14 protein-coding genes and 1 riboswitch are annotated in these 17,666 nt (G+C 71.2%); of the genes, 8 read left to right on the forward strand and 6 right to left on the reverse strand.

Features of this window, described 5'->3' with window-relative positions:
- Positions 1-67: 67 nt before the first annotated feature.
- Complete coding sequence (locus tag AC06FP_RS00005; protein ID WP_478074026.1) at positions 68-3,163, forward strand: diguanylate cyclase; 3,096 nt, start codon at positions 68-70, stop codon at positions 3,161-3,163.
- 125 nt (positions 3,164-3,288) lie between these two features.
- On the forward strand, positions 3,289-4,155 hold the full coding sequence (locus tag AC06FP_RS00010) for a hypothetical protein (protein ID WP_478074027.1): 867 nt from the start codon (positions 3,289-3,291) through the stop codon (positions 4,153-4,155).
- 188 nt (positions 4,156-4,343) lie between these two features.
- On the opposite strand, the gene AC06FP_RS00015 is transcribed toward AC06FP_RS00010, so the two are convergent.
- The 3 genes from AC06FP_RS00015 to metX all read right to left on the reverse strand — a co-directional run bounded on the left by AC06FP_RS00015 (position 4,344) and on the right by metX (position 7,752).
- Positions 4,344-5,411 carry a homoserine dehydrogenase family protein gene (locus AC06FP_RS00015; RefSeq protein ID WP_478074028.1) on the reverse strand — a complete coding sequence of 356 codons (1,068 nt, stop codon included), beginning with the start codon at positions 5,409-5,411 and terminating at the stop codon, positions 4,344-4,346.
- A complete protein-coding gene (locus AC06FP_RS00020) occupies positions 5,408-6,652 on the reverse strand; it encodes an O-succinylhomoserine (thiol)-lyase (protein ID WP_478074029.1) in 1,245 nt (414 codons plus the stop codon). The genes AC06FP_RS00015 and AC06FP_RS00020 overlap by 4 nt, the downstream gene beginning before the upstream one ends.
- Complete coding sequence (metX, locus tag AC06FP_RS00025) at positions 6,649-7,752, reverse strand: homoserine O-succinyltransferase MetX (RefSeq protein WP_478074030.1); 1,104 nt, start codon at positions 7,750-7,752, stop codon at positions 6,649-6,651. Before metX ends, AC06FP_RS00020 begins: the two co-directional genes overlap by 4 nt.
- A riboswitch (SAM riboswitch) is annotated at positions 7,746-7,865 on the reverse strand. (Overlaps the previous gene by 7 nt.)
- Positions 7,866-7,978: 113 nt before the next feature.
- On the opposite strand from metX, the gene AC06FP_RS00030 reads away from it, so the two are divergent.
- From AC06FP_RS00030 to AC06FP_RS00045, 4 genes are all read left to right on the forward strand, one after another.
- Entirely contained in the window at positions 7,979-8,806 is an 828-nt protein-coding gene (locus AC06FP_RS00030; RefSeq protein ID WP_478074031.1) for a M23 family metallopeptidase, read from the forward strand.
- A 58-nt stretch (positions 8,807-8,864) separates the two neighbouring features.
- Positions 8,865-10,469, forward strand: a complete 1,605-nt coding sequence (locus AC06FP_RS00035; protein WP_456116762.1) for a peptide chain release factor 3 — start codon at positions 8,865-8,867, stop codon at positions 10,467-10,469.
- A gap of 112 nt (positions 10,470-10,581) precedes the next feature.
- Positions 10,582-11,235: a PAQR family membrane homeostasis protein TrhA gene (trhA, locus tag AC06FP_RS00040; RefSeq protein WP_478074032.1), complete on the forward strand. Its 654-nt coding sequence runs from the start codon at positions 10,582-10,584 to the stop codon at positions 11,233-11,235.
- Between the two features lie 108 nt (positions 11,236-11,343).
- Complete coding sequence (locus AC06FP_RS00045; protein ID WP_478074033.1) at positions 11,344-13,314, forward strand: AsmA family protein; 1,971 nt, start codon at positions 11,344-11,346, stop codon at positions 13,312-13,314.
- Between the two features lie 20 nt (positions 13,315-13,334).
- Here the strand turns inward: AC06FP_RS00045 and AC06FP_RS00050 are convergent, their stop codons facing one another.
- From AC06FP_RS00050 to mtgA, 3 genes are read right to left on the reverse strand one after another with little or no spacing between them, the layout of a single operon-like run.
- Positions 13,335-13,766, reverse strand: a complete 432-nt coding sequence (locus AC06FP_RS00050; protein WP_478074034.1) for a CBS domain-containing protein — start codon at positions 13,764-13,766, stop codon at positions 13,335-13,337.
- Complete coding sequence (locus AC06FP_RS00055; protein ID WP_478074035.1) at positions 13,726-14,745, reverse strand: glycosyltransferase family 2 protein; 1,020 nt, start codon at positions 14,743-14,745, stop codon at positions 13,726-13,728. The genes AC06FP_RS00050 and AC06FP_RS00055 overlap by 41 nt, the downstream gene beginning before the upstream one ends.
- A 58-nt stretch (positions 14,746-14,803) precedes the next feature.
- Positions 14,804-15,535 (reverse strand): monofunctional biosynthetic peptidoglycan transglycosylase, encoded by a 732-nt coding sequence (mtgA, locus tag AC06FP_RS00060; protein ID WP_456116767.1) that lies wholly within the window; start codon positions 15,533-15,535, stop codon positions 14,804-14,806.
- Between the two features lie 77 nt (positions 15,536-15,612).
- On the opposite strand from mtgA, the gene hslO reads away from it, so the two are divergent.
- Both hslO and AC06FP_RS00070 read left to right on the forward strand, forming a co-directional pair.
- Positions 15,613-16,506 carry an Hsp33 family molecular chaperone HslO gene (gene hslO, locus AC06FP_RS00065; RefSeq protein ID WP_478074036.1) on the forward strand — a complete coding sequence of 298 codons (894 nt, stop codon included), beginning with the start codon at positions 15,613-15,615 and terminating at the stop codon, positions 16,504-16,506.
- Positions 16,507-16,625: 119 nt separating this feature from the next.
- Positions 16,626-17,489 carry an XOO1806 family protein gene (locus AC06FP_RS00070; protein WP_478074037.1) on the forward strand — a complete coding sequence of 288 codons (864 nt, stop codon included), beginning with the start codon at positions 16,626-16,628 and terminating at the stop codon, positions 17,487-17,489.
- Positions 17,490-17,666: the final 177 nt, after the last annotated feature.

The raw sequence follows: 17,666 nt of genomic DNA on the forward strand, positions 1-17,666 counted from the left end.
ATGCGGCACGGCGGATTCAAGTCGGCACGCGCGGAGCCGCTATGGTTTTCGATGTAACCTGACGTCAGTGCGGGATTCAGGGGGAATCTCGATCGACAAGCCATCCACCATCCGCCATCCGCGCCGGCCGCTGGCAACCGGCGCCGGACTGCTGGCTCGCCTGTGGCTGCTGGTCCTGCTGGCGGTTTCCCTGCCCGCTGCCGCCCTGGATGCGGGCAAGCCCTTCCGCGATTACGTCACCGACACCTGGGGCGTGGACCAGGGGTTGCCGCAGATCAGCGTGCTGGCCATCGCCCAGGACCCGGCCGGCTACCTGTGGTTCGGCACCCAGACCGGACTGGCGCGGTTCGACGGCGTGCGTTTCGTGCGCTACACCCAGCGCGACGCGCCCGAGCTGGGCAACAACATCCTGGCCCTGCTAGCCGACGACGCGGGCCGGCTGTGGATCGGCACCTCGCAGGGGCTGCTGGTGCTGGAGGACGAACGCTTCCATGCCATCGCCCCGGCCGTCGCCGACCGGCCGGCACCGGCCAGCGCCCTGCTGAAGCTCGACGACCGCCTGCTGGTGGGCTGCGCCGAAGGCATCTGCGCGCCGCAGGACGGACGGCTGCGGCGCGTGCACGCCCTGCCGGAAGCGGCGCTGAGCCTGCTGGCGCGCGCCGACGGGCTGTGGGCCGGCGGCGAAGGCCGGGTCTTCCACATCGCCGGCGGCAAGGTGCGCAGCCTGCCGCTGCCGGCGGCGGCCAGGGCGGCCCCGGTCACCTCGCTGGCACAGGCCGGTGGCGACCTGTGGGCCGGCACCCGCCATGGCCTGTTCCGCCTGCGCAACGGCAACTGGCAGGCAGCCGACGACACCCTGACCGTGGAAGCGATGCAGGCCGACCGCGACGGCAACCTGTGGGTGGCCACGCCGCAATACCTGGAACGGCTGCGCCCCGGCCAGCCGCCCGAACGCATCCGCAACGCGCCCGGCGCCATCGCCGTCCGCTCGATCTTCGAGGACCGCGACGGCAACCTGTGGCTGGGCAGCATGGTCGAGGGCGTGACCCGCGCATGGAACGGCTGGGCGCGGCGCCTGAGCCAGGCCGACGGGCTGGAGGAACCGCTGCTGTGGTCGATCGCCGCGGCGCCGGACGGCAGCATCTGGGTCGGCAGCAGCGACGGCGTCGCGGTCTGGCGCGATGGCCGTTTCCACAACCGCGTGCCGGGCAACCGGCTGCCGCACCCGGAGGCCTACAGCCTGCTGCCCGAACGCGGGCAGACCTGGATCGGCACCCGCGCCGGCGTCGCGCTGCTGCGCCAGGGCCGGCTCGAGCAACCGGCCGAACTGGCCCCGCTGCGCGACGCGCAGATCAACGGCATCGTCCGCGACCACGCCGACCGGCTGTGGTTCGCCACCACCCGCGGGCTGTTCCTGCTGGAGGACGGCAAGCGCCTGTCGCGCTATGGCGAACGCGATGGACTGGCCGATCCGCGCATCCGCCTGGTCCACGAAACCCGCGACGGCCGCATCCTGCTGGGCACCTACCAGGGCCTGTACGAATGGCGCGACGGCCGCATCCTGCCGACCGGCCGGCAGGCCGGGCTGTCCGACGACACCCCGGTCACCGCCTTGCTCGAACTGGAGGACGGGCGCTGGGTGCTGGGCACCAGCAATGGCGAAAGCCTGCGCCTCTACGATGGCCACCGCTGGCACCGGCTGGACCGCGAACGCGAGCTGCCGGCCAACGTCGCCTTCCACCTGGCCGAGCACGGCAACGACCTGTGGGTCGCCGGCATGCGCGGCGTCTACCGCCTGCCGCTGGCGTCGCTGGACCGGTCGCTGGCCGATCCGCGGCAGCCGCTGGGCGCGCAGATCGTGATCAACTCCGGCGCCGACCGCGCCGGCGGCCAGCAGGACAAATGCTGCAACGGCGCCGGCAACAGCCGTGGCGTGCTGCGCGATGGCCAGCTGTGGCTGCCCACCCGCGACGGCGCGCTGCTGGTGGACGTGGGCACGGCGGCGGACAGCGTGCCGCGCACGATCAGGATCGACGATGTGCAGGTCCAGGGCCGCCGCCTGGCCGCCGGCCAGGGCACGCTCAAGCTCCCGCTCGACGCCCGCGACCTGCGCTTCGAGTTCAGCCTGCCCGACTTCCAGCCGATGCACACCCCGCAGCTGCGCTACCGCCTGGCCGGCTACGAGAAGGACTGGCGCGAGCTGGACAACCCGGCGATGCGCAACGCCAGCTACGCCAGCCTGCCGCCCGGCTACTACACCTTCGAGGTCGCCGATTTCAGCCACCCCGAGCCGCTGCGCCACGCCGCGCACGTGGCGGTGGAAATCCCGCGGCGCCTGCACGAGACCCTGGCCTTCCGCCTGCTGGCGGTGCTGGGGCTGGCGGGATTGATCTGGCTGGGCTACCTCGGGCTGCAGCACCGCTACGCGCGCCAGCGCGCGCAGCTGGAACGGCTGGTGCAGGAGCGCACCCGCGACCTGCAGGCGGCCAACGCGCAGCTCAAGGCGATCAGTTTCACCGACCCGCTCACCGGCCTGCACAACCGGCGCTACCTGTCCCAGCAGATTCCCACCGACCTGTCGTTCTACGAGCGCGACGAGGGTTACCGGCAAGGCAGCGAGGCGGTGGTGTTCGCCCTGCTCGACGTGGACCACTTCAAATCGGTCAACGACACCCACGGCCACGCCGCCGGCGACCGGGTGCTGGAGCAGATCGGCCAGCTGCTGGGCGAACTCAAGCGCAGCGGCGACTACGTGGCGCGCTGGGGCGGCGAGGAATTCCTGCTGGTGTTCCGCCCGCTGCCGCGCGGCAGCCTGGCGCGGCTGGGCCAGCGCCTGTGCACGCGCATCGCCGAGCACAGTTTCGACCTGGGCAACGGCCAGCGGCACCGCCTCACCGCCTCGGTCGGGCTGATCGAATGCCCGCTGTTCCCCAGCCATCCGCGCCTGCTCGGCTGGGAACAGCTGGTCACCCTCGCCGACCGCGCGCTGTACCGGGCCAAGACGTCCGGCCGCAACGGCTGGATCGCCTACCAGCCGGTGCCGGGCGCGCGCCTGCCCGACGACCTGTCCGTGCTCAGCGGCGACCCGTGGTGGCTGGTGGAAAACGGCCTGCTGGAAATGTTCGGCATCGAAGGCGAGATCCGCTGCGAAGCCACTTCGTAGCCTGCTCACGCCCGGTGCCCCGGCGCGCACGGACGGCTCTTCCGCTGCCAGCCACGCCGTATTGCGCCGGTTCCCGGCGACACAGCAGAATTCCGCCTCGCCATGGACGCCTTGGGGATTTACGGATGCAGAGCGGACAGCAACCCGGTGGGCCGGCGACGCCGCGGCGTCCACGCACGGCCACCCCGGCCCCGCGCAGCGGGAGCGTCCTGACCCTGCCGCGGCTCGTGCTCGCGGTGATCGGGCTGCTGGTGCTGGCCTGGTTCATCGGCAGGCGGCCGGCGGTCGATCCGACCGATGCCGCGACCACGGCGCAAACCGCCGCGCCGGCCGACGCCGCCCCGGCCACGCGACCGCAGGCGCATGTCGTCCATGGCGAAAAATCCACCACGCTGGTGGACATCGGCGAAGCGCGCATGTCGCTGCAGGAGCAGGGCAATGCCCTGCGCGTGGAAGGCGGGGTGGGCCGCAGTTTCGCCAACGACCTGAAGGCGCTGCTGGACGCGACGCCCTCGGTGCGGCGCATCGACATCACCAGCGGTGGCGGCTATGCGGTCACCGGGCTGGAGGCCGCGCGCATCGTCCGCCGCAACAACCTCACCGTGCGCGTGCGCGGCTACTGCGCCAGCATCTGCGTCGCGCTCTGGGCCGCCGCGGCACAGCGGCAGATGGAGCCCGACGCGGTGATCGGCCTGCACCAGCGCAACGCGCAGTGCGACGCCCTGCCCTCGCCGGCGCGCGAGGAATGCCACTACCAGGACCAGTTCGCCACCGAACACGATTCCAGCTACCGCGCCTGGCTGCAGGCGGCCGGCTTCAACCAGCGCCTGCTCGACCTGCAGGCGCGTACCGCGTCGGAGGACATCGCCGTGCTGGCGGCGCCGCAGCTGTGGGACAACGGCGTGGATTTCAGCGTCGTCGGCCGCGACGGAACGCGCATGGGCCGCGCTGAAGTGGAGCGTTTTCTCGCCGCGAAACTCGCACGGCACTGACAGCCGGCCCGCCGGCGATCGCGCTTCCAGGGTGTCTCCCGGCCGTTGACCGGGCGGGAGCTTTCAGTCCCCTCCCGATCCCGTGGAGCGCAGCATGCTGCGCTGGCCCCTCACCGGCCAATCCCAGGCGGGCGCGCTCCGCCTCCACGACAGGCGCCGCAGCGCCCGACGGCGGCCGGGCTTCGCCCTCAGCGCCTGGCGATGTCCAGCACGTCGTCCAGCAGCGCCGCCGCGGTGACGTCGGCGCCCGCGCCCGGCCCCTGGATCAGCAACGGCTGCCGGTGGTAACGATCGCTGTGGATCGCCACGCGGTTGTCGGTGCCGCGACCGCCGGCCAGCGGATGGTCCGCAGGCAGGGCACGCAGGCCGACGCGGGCGCCGTGCGCGTCCAGGCGGGCGACGAAGCACAGCGTCAGCCCCTGCTCCCGCGCCTGCCGGAAACGTCCGGCGAGCGGCGCGTCCAGCTGCGCCAGCGCGGCATCGACCTGCGCGGCCGGCAAGGCGGCCAGCGCCGGCGGCACCAGCGATTCGACCGCCACCTGCCCGGCCTCCAGCGCCACGCCGGCCGCGCGCGCCAGGATCAGCAGCTTGCGGCGCACGTCCTCGCCGGACAGGTCGATGCGCGGATCCGGCTCGGTGTAACCGGCGGCGGCGGCCTCGCGCACGCAGTCCGAGAACGGCCGGCTGCCATCGAAACGATGGAACAGCCAGGCCAGCGAACCGGACAGCACGCCTTCGATGGCATGCACGCGGTCGCCGCCGGCCACCAGCGCGCGGATGCTGGACAGCAGCGGCAGGCCGGCGCCGACCGTGGCCGCATCGCCGTAGCGCGCGCCGCCGCCGGCCACGAGCGCGCCGATCTGCCGAGCGCGCGCCAGCGCGGTGCCGTTGCCCAGCTTGTTGGCGGTGACTACATGGATGCCGCGCGCCAGCCAGTGCGCGTGCTCGGCGGCGACCTCCTCGCTGGCGGTGGCATCGACCACGATGTCGCCGGCCTGCAGGCGCCCCACTTCCTCCTGGTGCGCGGGCGCGCCGCCCTGCCGGTCCGCGTCGCGGGCGCGCGACAGCACCGCCTCGGGCGCATCGCCGCAGGCCAGCGCGATGCGCGAGTTCGCCACCACGTGCAGCGACGGCAGCGCGAGCTGCCGCTGCCGCAGGGCCTGGTAACGGGCGACGAAGGCCGAGCCCACGGTACCGGTGCCCAACAGCACCAGCCGCGCCTGCGCGGCCGCCTGCGGTCGCAGCTGCGCGCTCATGCGTCCACCGTTTTCCGCTGCGCGGCGAGCCGGCTGTCGGCCAGCACGCGCGCGGCGCGCCGCAGGCCCGCCTGCAGGTCGGCCACCAGGTCCTCGCTGGCCTCGATGCCGACCGACAGGCGCAGCAGGCCATCGCTGATGCCGGCCTTGGCGCGCGCTTCGGCGGTCATCGCCGCGTGGGTCATGGTGGCCGGGTGCGCGACCAGGCTCTCCACGCCGCCCAGCGACTCGGCCAGGGTGAAGTAACGCAGGCCTTCGACGAAGGCGCGCACCGCCGCGTGCGGGTCGGCGCCCTCGCACTGCGCCAGCTCGAAGGACAGCATGGCGCCGAAGCCCTTCTGCTGGCGCGCGGCCACCGCATGGCCCGGGTGCGATTCCAGCCCCGGGTAATAGACCTTGGCCACCACGTCGCTGCCGGCGAGCAGATCGACCAGGGCGCGGGTGTTCTCCTGGTGCACGCGCAGGCGCGCGTCCAGCGTGCGCAGGCCGCGCAGGGTCAGGAAGGCGTCGAACGGCGAGCCGGTCAGGCCCAGCGCGTTGGCCCACCACACCAGCTGCTGGTGCACCTCGGCGTCGCGCGCGATCACCGCGCCGCCGACCACGTCGCTGTGGCCGTTGACGTACTTGGTGGTCGAATGCAGCACCAGGTCGGCGCCGAAGGCGATCGGGTTCTGCAGCGCCGGCGACAGGAAGGTGTTGTCCACCACCACCCGGGCGCCGGCCCGGTGCGCGGCGTCGATCACGAAGCGCAGGTCGGTGATGCGCAGCAGCGGGTTGGACGGGGTCTCCACCAGCACCAGCTTCGGCGCCTGCGCCAGCGCCTCGGCCAGCGCGCGCGGATCGGTCAGGTCGGCGGTGATCAGCTCGAAGTGGCCCTTGCTCGCCAGCGCGTTGAACAGCCGCCAGCTGCCGCCGTAGGCGTCATGCGGCACCACCAGCCTGTCGCCCGGCTGCAGCAGCGCGTTGAGCACCAGGTTGATCGCGCCCATGCCGGTGGAGGTGATCACGCCGCCGGCGCCGCCTTCCAGTTCGGCCAGCGCCTCGCCCAGCAGGTCGCGGGTCGGGTTGCCGCTGCGCGTGTAGTCGTATTGGCGCTTGTTGCCGAAGCCGTCGAAGCTGAAGTTGGACGACAGCACGATCGGCGGCGTCACCGCGCCGAAGGCGGCATCGCGGTCGATGCCGGCACGCACGGCCGCGGTGGCGCGGCAACAGGACACGTCGGAAACGGTGGACAGGCTCATGCGGTTTCTCCGGGAAGGCGAAGGGCGTTGGCGAGGATCGCGTCGATGCGATCGGTTTCTTTCAGGAAGGCGTCGTGGCCGTAGGGCGAGCGCAGCACGCGCAGGCTGCCGCGCGTGCCCAGGCCCTCGACCAGCGCGACCAGGTCGGACAGCGGCACCAGGCGGTCGCCTTCCACCGCGACCACCAGCGTCGGCACGCCGATGGCGGCCGGATCGACGCGGTGCAGGTCGATGGATTCAGACAGGCGCAGATAGGCGTTGACGCGAGTGCGCGCCACGTACTGCGCGCCGGCGGCGTCGAGGTAGTCCTCGGCGGCCACGCGCACGCGGCCGTTGACCACCTCGGGCGCGGCGTCGAAGCGCTCGCCGAACTCCTCCGGCGTGCGGTAGCTGAGCATGGCGAACTGGCGCGCCAGCGCCAGCCCGTGCGTCTCGGCGCACTGCAGCTGGCCCAGTGCGACCGCGCGCCGCTGCAGCGCGCGCCAGGCCGAGGCATAGGGATGCGGGCGGTGCGCGCCGCTGACCGCCACCAGCCGGCCCAGCCGCTGCGGGTGGCGGATGGCCAGTTGCTGGCCGACCAGGGCGCCGTAGGAATAGCCGACGCAGCCGTGCAGGCAGTGGATGCCCAGCGCGTCCAGCAGCGCGGCGACGGCGTCGGCCTGGTCGGCGGTGTCGATCGGCGCGTCCAGCCCGCCATCGGCGCCGATGAAATCGAAGCCGAGCAGGCGGCGACGCGACGGGTCCAGCGCGCGGCCGGCGCCGACCAGGCCGTCGGCCCAGCCCTTCTCGCCGAATACCGCGTTGGCGGCGATGTGGCGGTGCGCGGAAATGCCGCCGGCCACCAGCACCACCGGCGCGTCGGCGCGGCCGACCAGCTCGTAGCGCAGGCGCAGCGCGCGTGCGCCAGCATGGCGCATGGCCAGGCGCACCTCGATTTCCCCGCGCACGGCGGCAATGGCAGACGTCGCGCCGTCGTGCGCGGCGGCCGGGATTTCACGGAGGGCGGTGGCGGTGGCGAAACTCATGGCGATATCCGGTAAGGAGCAGCCATCGAGCTTCGCGGGCCCGTGTTCGCCGTGCGCTGGCACGGATCGAACCATCTTTCGGCGGACACAGTGGTCACCGCAGGATTTGGCACCAAACACAGGCGCTTGCGCACCCGCTGGTTGCCCCGGCATCAAAGGGCCTGTCCCTCCGCCGGTCTCGATGGTGGGCACACGATGCCAGCCGCCCCGCCCCCTGTCAATCTCTTTATTCGGATGGAGCGATGGAGTTTCCGATGCAACCATGCCGGCATAATCCGGGGCCCGCCTCCGCCGTCACCGCATGCGCCAGCTGCCGCTCCTGCTCCTGTCCGCGACACTCGCCCTGCCCGCCCACGGCGAAGGCGCCGCACCGCGCTGGCGCCAGGGCTGGGGGCTGACCGCTTCGACACCGCAGGGAAACGGCATTGCCCACGGCGCCGGCTTCGCCCGCCTGGAGCTGCAGCGCCGCGCCGGCGGCCACGAGGTGCAGGTGCGCAACCTGCTGGCCGGCCCGGTCCAGGTCCGCCTGCGCGATGGCGGCAGTGGCGGCGCGATGGCCGCGCCGGTGCTGCTGCCGGCCGGCGCGCAGCGCCGTCTGCTGTGGCTGGCCGACGAGGGCAAGGCCGTGCGCCTGCTGCTCGACGCCTTCCCCGGCGATCCGTCCGCCCGCCCCGCCGACCACCTCTACCGGCTGCCGTTCGACGGCGCGCCGGTCCGCGTCAGCCAGGGCATCGACGGCCACCGCAGCCACGGCGACGCGCAGAACCGCCACGCCATCGACTTTCCCCTGCCCGAAGGCACGCCGGTCCTCGCCGCCCGCGCCGGCACGGTGATGCAGGTGGTGGCCGATCCGGCCGAGGACGGCTGCCTGGTCCGGATCCTGCACGCCGATGGCGGCATGGCGCTGTATGCCCACCTGCAGTCCGGCAGCCTGGCGGTCCGCCCCGGGCAGGCGGTCCAGGCCGGCCAGGTGCTGGCCCGCTCCGGCAACACCGGCCGCAGCACCGGCCCGCACCTGCACTTCGCCGTGCAGGCCAATACCGGGCTGGCGCTGGCCTCGATCCCGTTCCGCATGGCCGGCCCGCGTGGCGAGCTGCGCTTTGCCCGCGAAACGGGCGCCGCGCCCTGAGAGGCTATAATCGCCGGCTTCCCTTTCCCAATGCGCGCCCGCCGCGGGCGCAGCCGCCATGTCCGAAGTCGCCTCCGAAGCCGCGCGCCGCCGCACCTTCGCCATCATTTCCCACCCCGACGCCGGCAAGACCACGCTGACCGAAAAGCTGCTGCTGTTCGGAGGCGCGATCCAGATGGCCGGTTCGGTGAAGTCGCGCAAGACCAGCCGCCACGCCACCTCGGACTGGATGGCGCTGGAGAAGGAGCGCGGCATCTCGGTCACCTCCTCGGTGATGCAGTTCCCGTACGAGGGCAAGATCGTCAACCTGCTCGATACCCCCGGCCACGCCGACTTCGGCGAGGACACCTACCGCGTGCTCACCGCGGTGGACTCGGCGCTGATGGTGATCGACGTGGCCAAGGGCGTGGAGGAGCGCACCATCAAGCTGATGGAGGTGTGCCGCCTGCGCGACACGCCGATCATGACCTTCATCAACAAGCTCGACCGCGAGGGCAAGGACCCGATCGAACTGCTGGACGAGGTGGAAACCGTGCTCGGCATCCAGTGCGCGCCGGTCACCTGGCCGATCGGCATGGGCCAGCGCCTGAAGGGCGTGGTGCACTTGCTCACCGGCGAAGTGCACCTGTACGAACCGGGCCGCAACTTCACCCGCCAGGATTCGACCATCTTCCCGTCGCTGGACGCGCCCGGCCTGGCCGAGCGCATCGGCGAGAAGATGCTGGCCGACCTGCGCGAGGAACTGGAACTGGTGCAGGGCGCCAGCCATCCGTTCGACAAGGACGCCTACCTGCGCGGCCAGCAGACCCCGGTGTTCTTCGGCTCGGGCGTGAACAACTTCGGCGTGCAGCCGCTGCTGGACTTCTTCGTCGAGCACGCGCCGGCGCCGCAGCCGCGCGCCACCACCGGCCGCGACATCGCCCCGCAGGAAGACAGGCTGACCGGCTTCGTGTTCAAGATCCAGGCCAACATGGACCCGCAGCACCGCGACCGCGTGGCGTTCATGCGCGTGTGCTCGGGCAGGTTCAGCGCCGGCATGAAGACCTTCCACGTGCGCACCGGCAAGGAAATGAAGCTGGCCAACGCACTGACCTTCATGGCCAGCGACCGCGAGATCGCCGCCGAGGCGTGGCCGGGCGACGTGATCGGCATCCACAACCACGGCACCATTTCCATCGGCGACACCTTCACCGAGGGCGAGGCGGTCACCTTCACCGGCATCCCCAACTTCGCTCCGGAACTGTTCCGCCGCGCGCGCCTGAAGGACCCGCTCAAGCTCAAGCAGCTGCAGAAGGGCCTGGCGCAGCTGTCCGAGGAAGGCGCCACCCAGTTCTTCCGCCCGATCATGAGCAACGACCTGATCCTGGGCGCGGTCGGCGTGCTGCAGTTCGACGTGGCCGCCTACCGCCTGAAGGACGAGTACGGCGTGGAAGCCATCTTCGAGCCGGTCGGCGTGGTCACCGCGCGCTGGGTGCATTGCGACAACGCGAAGAAGCTGGAGGAGTTCCGCGAGAAGAACGCCAACAACCTGGCGGTGGACGCCGCCGGGCAGCTGGTCTACCTCGCCCCGACCCGGGTCAACCTGCAGCTGGCGCAGGAACGCGCGCCGGACGTGCGCTTTTCCGCCACGCGCGAAGCCGCGCACACCGTCTCGGTGGAATGACCGCGCCCAGGAGCGCCCCCTGGCGCGCTCCTGCTCCGCCGCCTGACACCATCCGGAACAGGCGGCGGGCGTAGGGATGCACCCCGTGCTGCATTGCGGTAAGTTTCGGCCCATGCCTGCCACCGCCCCCCTGTCGCATCACGCCGCCGATATCCGCGAGGAAATCGCCAGCGCCCTGACCCACGGTCTGGGCGCGGTCACCGCCCTCGGCGCCAGCGCCGTGCTGATCACGCTGGCCGCGATCTACGGCGACGGCTGGCAACTGGCCAGCGCCATCGTCTTCGGCATCGCCCTGCTGCTGCTCTACACCGCCTCCACCCTGTACCACGCCATCCAGCACCCGGTGGCCAAGGGACGGCTGAAGATCTTCGACCACTGCGCGATCTACCTGCTGATCGCCGGCACCTACACGCCATTCACCCTGATCGGCCTGCGCGGGCCGTGGGGCTGGGGGCTGTTCGCCGCGATCTGGACGCTGGCGCTGGGCGGGGTGGTGTTCAAGCTGTTCTACACCGGCCGCTTCAAGCGCCTGTCCACCGCCATCTACATCGCCATGGGCTGGCTGGTGATCGTCGCCATCGAACCGATGTGGAACTCGCTGGACGGCTTCACCCTGGGCTGGCTGCTGGCCGGCGGCGTCTTCTACACGCTGGGCACCTACTTCTACCACCGCGAATCGGTGCGCTATTCGCACGCCATCTGGCACCTGTTCGTGATCGGCGGCAGCGTCTGCCACTTCGTCTCGGTGACCGCGCAGATCCTCTAGCGCCCACGGCACCCCACCGGCGCCGCGCACGCCGCGGCAACGCGGCCTGCACGCAACGCGAATGAGCGCTTCGCGCCGCGTGCACGACGCGGCGGTAACCATGGCCGCGTGAACACTCCGCCTGCCCCCGCCACGCCGCGCGCGTCGCGCTGGCGTTTCCGCCGCCCCGGCAAGCGTGGCCAGCGCTGGCTGGCGGCGGCCGGCCTGCTGCTTGCGGCCATCGTCGTGCTGTTGCTGCTGTGGGACTGGAACTGGTTCAAGGGCCCGCTGGAGCGCGCAGTGCAGGCGCGTACCGGCCGCGCCCTGCACATCGGCCATCTCGACGTGGACCTGGGCAGCACCAGCACCCTCCGCGCCGACCGCGTCACCTTCGCCAACGCATCCTGGGCCCAGCGGCCGGACATGGCCCGCGCCGACCGGGTCGAGGTCGACCTGCGCCTGTGGCCGCTGCTGCGCGGCCGCGTGCGGCTGCCGGAAGTTCGCCTCACCCGTCCCGACGTGCTGCTGCAGACCGCCCCCCGTCGCGGCGAACCTGGCAACTGGTCCTTCCTCGGCGGCGGTGGCGGCCAGCCGTTGCAGCTCAAACGGCTGCGCGTGGCCGACGGCAGGCTGCAGTTCCTCGACGAAGCCGGCCGCACCGACATCCAGCTCGACGTCCACAGCGGTGCGCCGAAGCAGGCCAATGCCGCGCCGCCGCTGCTGCTGGAAGGCAAGGGCCGCTGGCGCGGCGCCTCGTTCACCGTGCGCGGCGGCACCGAATCGCCGCTGGAACTGGCCGACAGCGACCACCCCTTCCGCCTCCACCTCGACGGCCGCGCTGGCGCCACCCATGCCATCGCCAGTGGCACGCTGACCAACCCGTTCCAGTTGCAGGTATTCGACCTGCAGTTCCGCCTCAGCGGCAATGACCTGGACGACCTGTATCCGCTGATCGGGATCGCCATGCCGTCGTCGCCGCCCTACCGCCTCGAGGGCCGGCTCAGCCGCGACCATGATGTCTGGCGCTACGAGAAATTCAGCGGACAGGTGGGCGACAGCGACCTCGCCGGCGATGCGCAGATCGACGTGACCGACGAGCGCCCGCGCCTGACCGCCGATCTGGTCTCGCGGCGGCTGGACTTCGACGATCTCGCCGGCTTCGTCGGCGCGCCGCCGAAAACCGGCGCCGGCGAGACCGCCAACCCCGAGCAGAAGGCCAAAGCGGCGGCACTGGCGGCCAAGCCGACTGTGTTGCCGGACACGCCGTACAACCTGGGCAAGCTGCGCGCGATGGACGCGGACGTGCGCTGGAAGGCCCACCACATCAATTCGCCGTCGCTGCCGCTGGAGAACATGGACGCCCACCTGCTGCTCGACGCCGGCCTGCTGCGGCTGGAACCGCTGAACTTCGGCGTCGCCGGCGGCACCATCCGCAGCACCATCCGCATGGACGCGCGGCAGCCGCGCATCACCACCGCGCTCGATGCCAGCGTGCGCGGCGTGCAACTGGGCCAGCTGTTTCCCGACGCGCGCCTGGCGCAGCAGGCATCCGGCGGCATCGGTGGCCAGCTGCGCCTGAGCGGAAACGGCAACTCGGTCGCCGCCATGCTCGGCAGCAGCGACGGCAGCGTGGCCATCGGCATGGGCCGCGGCCACATCGGCAACCTGCTGATGGAACTGGCCGGGCTGGACGTGGCCGAATCGGTGAAGTTCCTGTTCACCGGCGACCGCCAGATTCCGCTGCGCTGCGCCTTCGCCGACTTCGACGTGAAGGACGGGCAGATGCAGGCCAACGCGCTGGCCTTCGACACCACCGACACCCTGATCGTCGGCGAGGGCAGCATCGATCTCACCCACGAACGGCTGGACCTGCTGCTGCGGCCGCGTCCGAAGGACGTCAGCATCCTCGTGCTGCGTTCGCCGCTGCACATCGCCGGCAGCTTCAAGGACCCGTCGTTCCGTCCCGACTTCAAGGCGCTGGGCCTGCGCGGCGCCGTCGCGCTGACGCTCGGCAGCATCGCGCCGCCGGCCGCGCTGCTGGCCCTGATCGAAACCGGGCCCGGCAAGGACGCGGACTGCGGCGGCCGCTACGCGAAATAGCGCGCCGCCATGCCGGCGCCTCAGCCGCCGACGATGTACTGCTGCAGCTGCCCCAGTTCGCGCCGCTGCTGCTCGATCACCGCCTTGACCAGGTCGCCGATGGAAATCACTCCCACCACGGCACCGCCCTCCACCACCGGCAGGTGGCGGATGCGGCGGTCGGTCACCAGTTGCAGGCAGTCCTCCACGGTGTCGGCGGGCGTCACCGTGACCAGGTCGGCGGTCATGATCGATGCCACCGGCGTATCGCGCGAGGAGCGGTCGCGCAGCACGATCTTGCGTGCGTAGTCGCGCTCGGAAAGGATACCGGCCAGCCGCGCGCCGTCCATCACCAGCACCGCGCCGATGCCCTTCTCGGCCATCAACCGGATCGCGTCGATCACCGCGCTCTGTGGCGCTACCGCGTGGATCTCAGGGGACTTGGTCCCGAGCAACTGACGAACGGTCTGCATGGCGTTCTCCCTTGCTGGCGGATGCGCCCGATAGTGCCACGTCCGCCGGCCGCCAGGTGTCAACCAGGTACAGCGGCCGCTGCTTGGCTTCCATGTACAGGCGGCCGAGGTACTCGCCGATCAGACCCAGCGCGATCAACTGCACGCCGCCCAGGAACAGGATCACCGCCATCATCGTCGGCCAGCCCGCCACGCGGTCGCCGTACAGCGCCGCCTTGCCCACCACCCAGGCGCCGAAGCCGAACGCCGACGCGGCGGTCAGCAGGCCCAGGTAGGTCGCCACGCGCAGTGGCGCGGTGGAAAAACTGGTGATGCCTTCCAGCGCGAAGTTCCACAACTTCCAGAAGCCGAACTTGCTGCGCCCGGCCATGCGCGGCGCGCGATGGTACGGCAGCGCCACGCGGCGGAAACCCACCCAGCCGAACAGGCCCTTCATGAAGCGCTGCCGTTCGCGCAGCTGCCGCAATGCGGCCAGCGCGCGCGGCGACAGCAGGCGGAAATCGCCGGTATCGGCGGGGATCGGCGTCTTCGACAGGCGCCCGATCACCCGGTAGAACGCCGCGGCGGTGGCGCGCTTGAGCCAGCCCTCGCCGTCGCGCACCAGGCGCGTGCCATAGACATCGTCGTGGCCCTGTCGCCACAGCGCCACGAACTGCGGAATCAGCTCCGGCGGGTCCTGCCCGTCCGCGTCCAGGATCAGCGCCGCGCCCTCGTCCACCAGGTCCAGCGCGGCGGTGAGCGCGGCCTCCTTGCCGAAGTTGCGCGACAGCCGCAGCGCGGACACCTGCGGGTCGACCTCCGCCAGCTGCAGGATCAGCGCCCAGGTCGCATCGGTGCTGCCGTCGTCCACGTAGAGCACGCGGCCATCGATGTCCGGCAGGCGCTCCAGCTCGGCGCGGATGCGCGGGTGCAGCAACGGCAGCGCGTCCTGCTCGTTGCAGGCGGCAATGACGATGGTCAGCCTGTCGCGGTCTGTCATGCGCGCATTCTACGCAAGTATGGAACGCAGGCCCGGATGCAGCCCGCGCACGGTGGCTTCAGTCGTCGCCCACGGCATAACCGGAGCCGCCGAGCTGCCGCGCCTGGCGCTGGATCCAGGCCGCGCGGCGCTGCACGAACGGGCCGGGGCTGGTCGCGCTGTAACGGCGCGGCGACGGCAGCACCGCGGCAAGGCGCGCGCTCTCGCCCGCCGACAGCCGCGCCGCGTCCTTGCGCCAGAAGCGCTGCGACGCGGCCTGCACGCCATAGACGCCATCGCCGAATTCGGCCACGTTGGCGTACATCTCCAGGATCCGCCGCTTCGGCCAGAACGCCTCGATCAGCACCGTGTACCAGGCCTCCAGCCCTTTGCGCAGCCAGCTGCGCCCCTGCCACAGGAACAGGTTCTTGGCGACCTGCTGGCTGATCGTGCTGCCGCCGCGCAGGCGCTTGCCGCGGGCGTTGTGGTCCATGGCCTTTTCGATCGCCTCCAGGTCGAACCCGTTGTGCAGCGGGAAGCGCTGGTCCTCCGCGGCCACCAGCGAGATCGGCACGCTGGCCGCCATCGCGTCCAGGTCGCGCCACTGGTAATGGATGCGGAAACCCCAGTCGCCCTGCCCCCAGGCCTCCACCTGGCGCAGCGCCATCACCGTGGAAAACGGCGGGTCGACGAACCGCAGCACCGCCACCTGCACGATGCTGAACACCACCAGCGCGCACGGCGTGATCCACAGCCAGCGCCGCCACCGGCGCCGCGGCCGCACCTTGCGCTTGTCCTGCTCCGTCCCCATCTGTCCGCCTGACCCCATGAATCCCGACATCGGTGCATTATCCGGCACCGGCGTCCTCCTACGTGCAGATTCCCATGATGACCGAAACGTCCGACCTCCTTGTCCGCTTCCTCCTGCCCGAGGCCGGCGTGCGCGGCGTCCATGTCCAGCTCTCCGAAAGCTGGCGCGAAATCCTGTCCCACGGCGGCTACCGGCCCTCGGCCCAGCGCCTGCTGGGCGAGGCCTGCGTCGCCTCGGCCCTGTTCACCGGCCACATCAAGATCGACGGGCGGCTGTCGGTCCAGCTGCGCAGCAGCTCGCCGCTGCGCACCCTGTTCGCCGAATGCACCTCCGCCGGCACCCTGCGCGGCATCGCCCAGGTCGAGGAAGGCCAGGACGCCCCGGCCGACCTGTCCCGGCTCGGCGAGGGCGCCCTGCTGGCCATCACCATCGAGAATCCGGGCCTGGACCCGCGCGAGCCGCAGCGTTACCAGAGCCTGGTGTCGCTGCAGGGCAGCAGCCTGGACGAAGCGTTCGAGGACTACTTCCGCCATTCCGAGCAGCTGCCCACGCGCCTGCTGCTGGCCGCCGACGGCGAGCGTGCCGCCGGCCTGCTGCTGCAGAAGCTCCCCGGCGACCAGGGCGACGACGACGGCTGGGCCCGCGCGGGCGCGCTGTTCGACACGCTCGGCCGCGACGAACTGCTGGCCGTGGCCGGCCCCGAGCTGCTGCACCGCCTGTTCCATGAAGAACGCCCGGAGATCCTGGGCGACAAGCCGCTGCGTTTCGGCTGCTCCTGCTCGCGGGAGCGGGTGATCGGCATGCTGCAGTCGCTGGGCGAGGAAGAAGCCCGCGCCGCGGCCGCCGACACCGGCCAGGTGGACGTGCGCTGCGAGTTCTGCGGGCGCGAATATCACTTCCCTTTGACCGAATTCGGCGTATTGTTCGCAGCTACACCAGCCAGCCAGGCCGCTCCAGAGCGGCTGCAGTAACGGCATCGACGAGCTGCGTTCCGGGGAGGACGGAGTCTTGTTAAGAAAACATAAACAACATACGATCAGAACCTCACGCGCCGGGAACTCCCCGGCCTTGGCCCTGTCTGATTGAGTCCATGAACGCCTTCCTGCGCCTGCCGCTAGCCATGCTGATCGCCCTTGGGGTGGCCACGGGCGCGCATGCGCAGGCCAGGCCGCGCGCCACCCCGGACAGCACCGTGCTGCCGGTCTGGAACAAGGGCAGCGGCAAGGTCGAGGCGCTGCTGTACCTGGAGCCCACCGGCGAACAGATCGCCGGCGCGCGCTGGCACTTCGGCCGCAACTCGCTGGATGCCGCCTTCGGGCTCTCGTCCGGCGATTCGCTTGGCCTGCTGTGCAACAGCAGCCGCGGCAGCAGCATCAGCGGGCTGGCCAGCCACTGCATGCTCGCCAGCCTGGGCGACGATGACGATGCCGGCAGCGGCCGCCACCTGTCCGCGACCACCGCCTTCAACCGTCCCGGCGGGCGCGTCGGCCTGAGCGCCGGCACCGGCCGCGACACCCTGCCGGCCTGGCTTTCCGGCACTCCCCGCGCGCCTGCCGCGCGCATGGAGCAGAACGACCTGACCGTCTTCGGCCAGAAGAACATCGGCCGCGAAGGCTTCGTCTCCATCGGCGGCACCTACGCCAAGGCCCGCCTGGTGCCGCTGAGCGACGCCTCGCCCGCCCTCGTCGACCAGTGGGACAGCAAGAGCCTGAGCATCGGCGGCGGCTACGGCCCCTTCAGCGCCAACATCATCGGCCGCGTGGTCGACGCCCCCGGCCAGGCCGGCAAGTGGGAAGGCATCGGCCTCGGCCTGACCTGGCGCACCCCATGGAGCGGCCAGCTCACCGTGGGCGCCGAGAACGTGATCACCCGCGGCAAGAACCCGTTCTCCCCGCGCAACGAGAGCAATGACGAGGGGGCGATCCCCTACGTCCGGTACGAGCAGGATCTTTGAGACCTGCGGGGATCAAGCCATTCGCAGTCAGTCGAACGCCTCCGCAAGGAGGCGTTTTTTGTTGCGGTCGCAGCATATCCGTCGGCCGATTTCACCGAATCCAACCAACTTCTTAACGAAGCTTTAATTTTCAGAAAGAGGCAAGTACTATCGGGACAGCCTCGCAAATTTGGAACC

This window comes from Stenotrophomonas sp. Steno-Z2 (assembly GCF_056393235.1).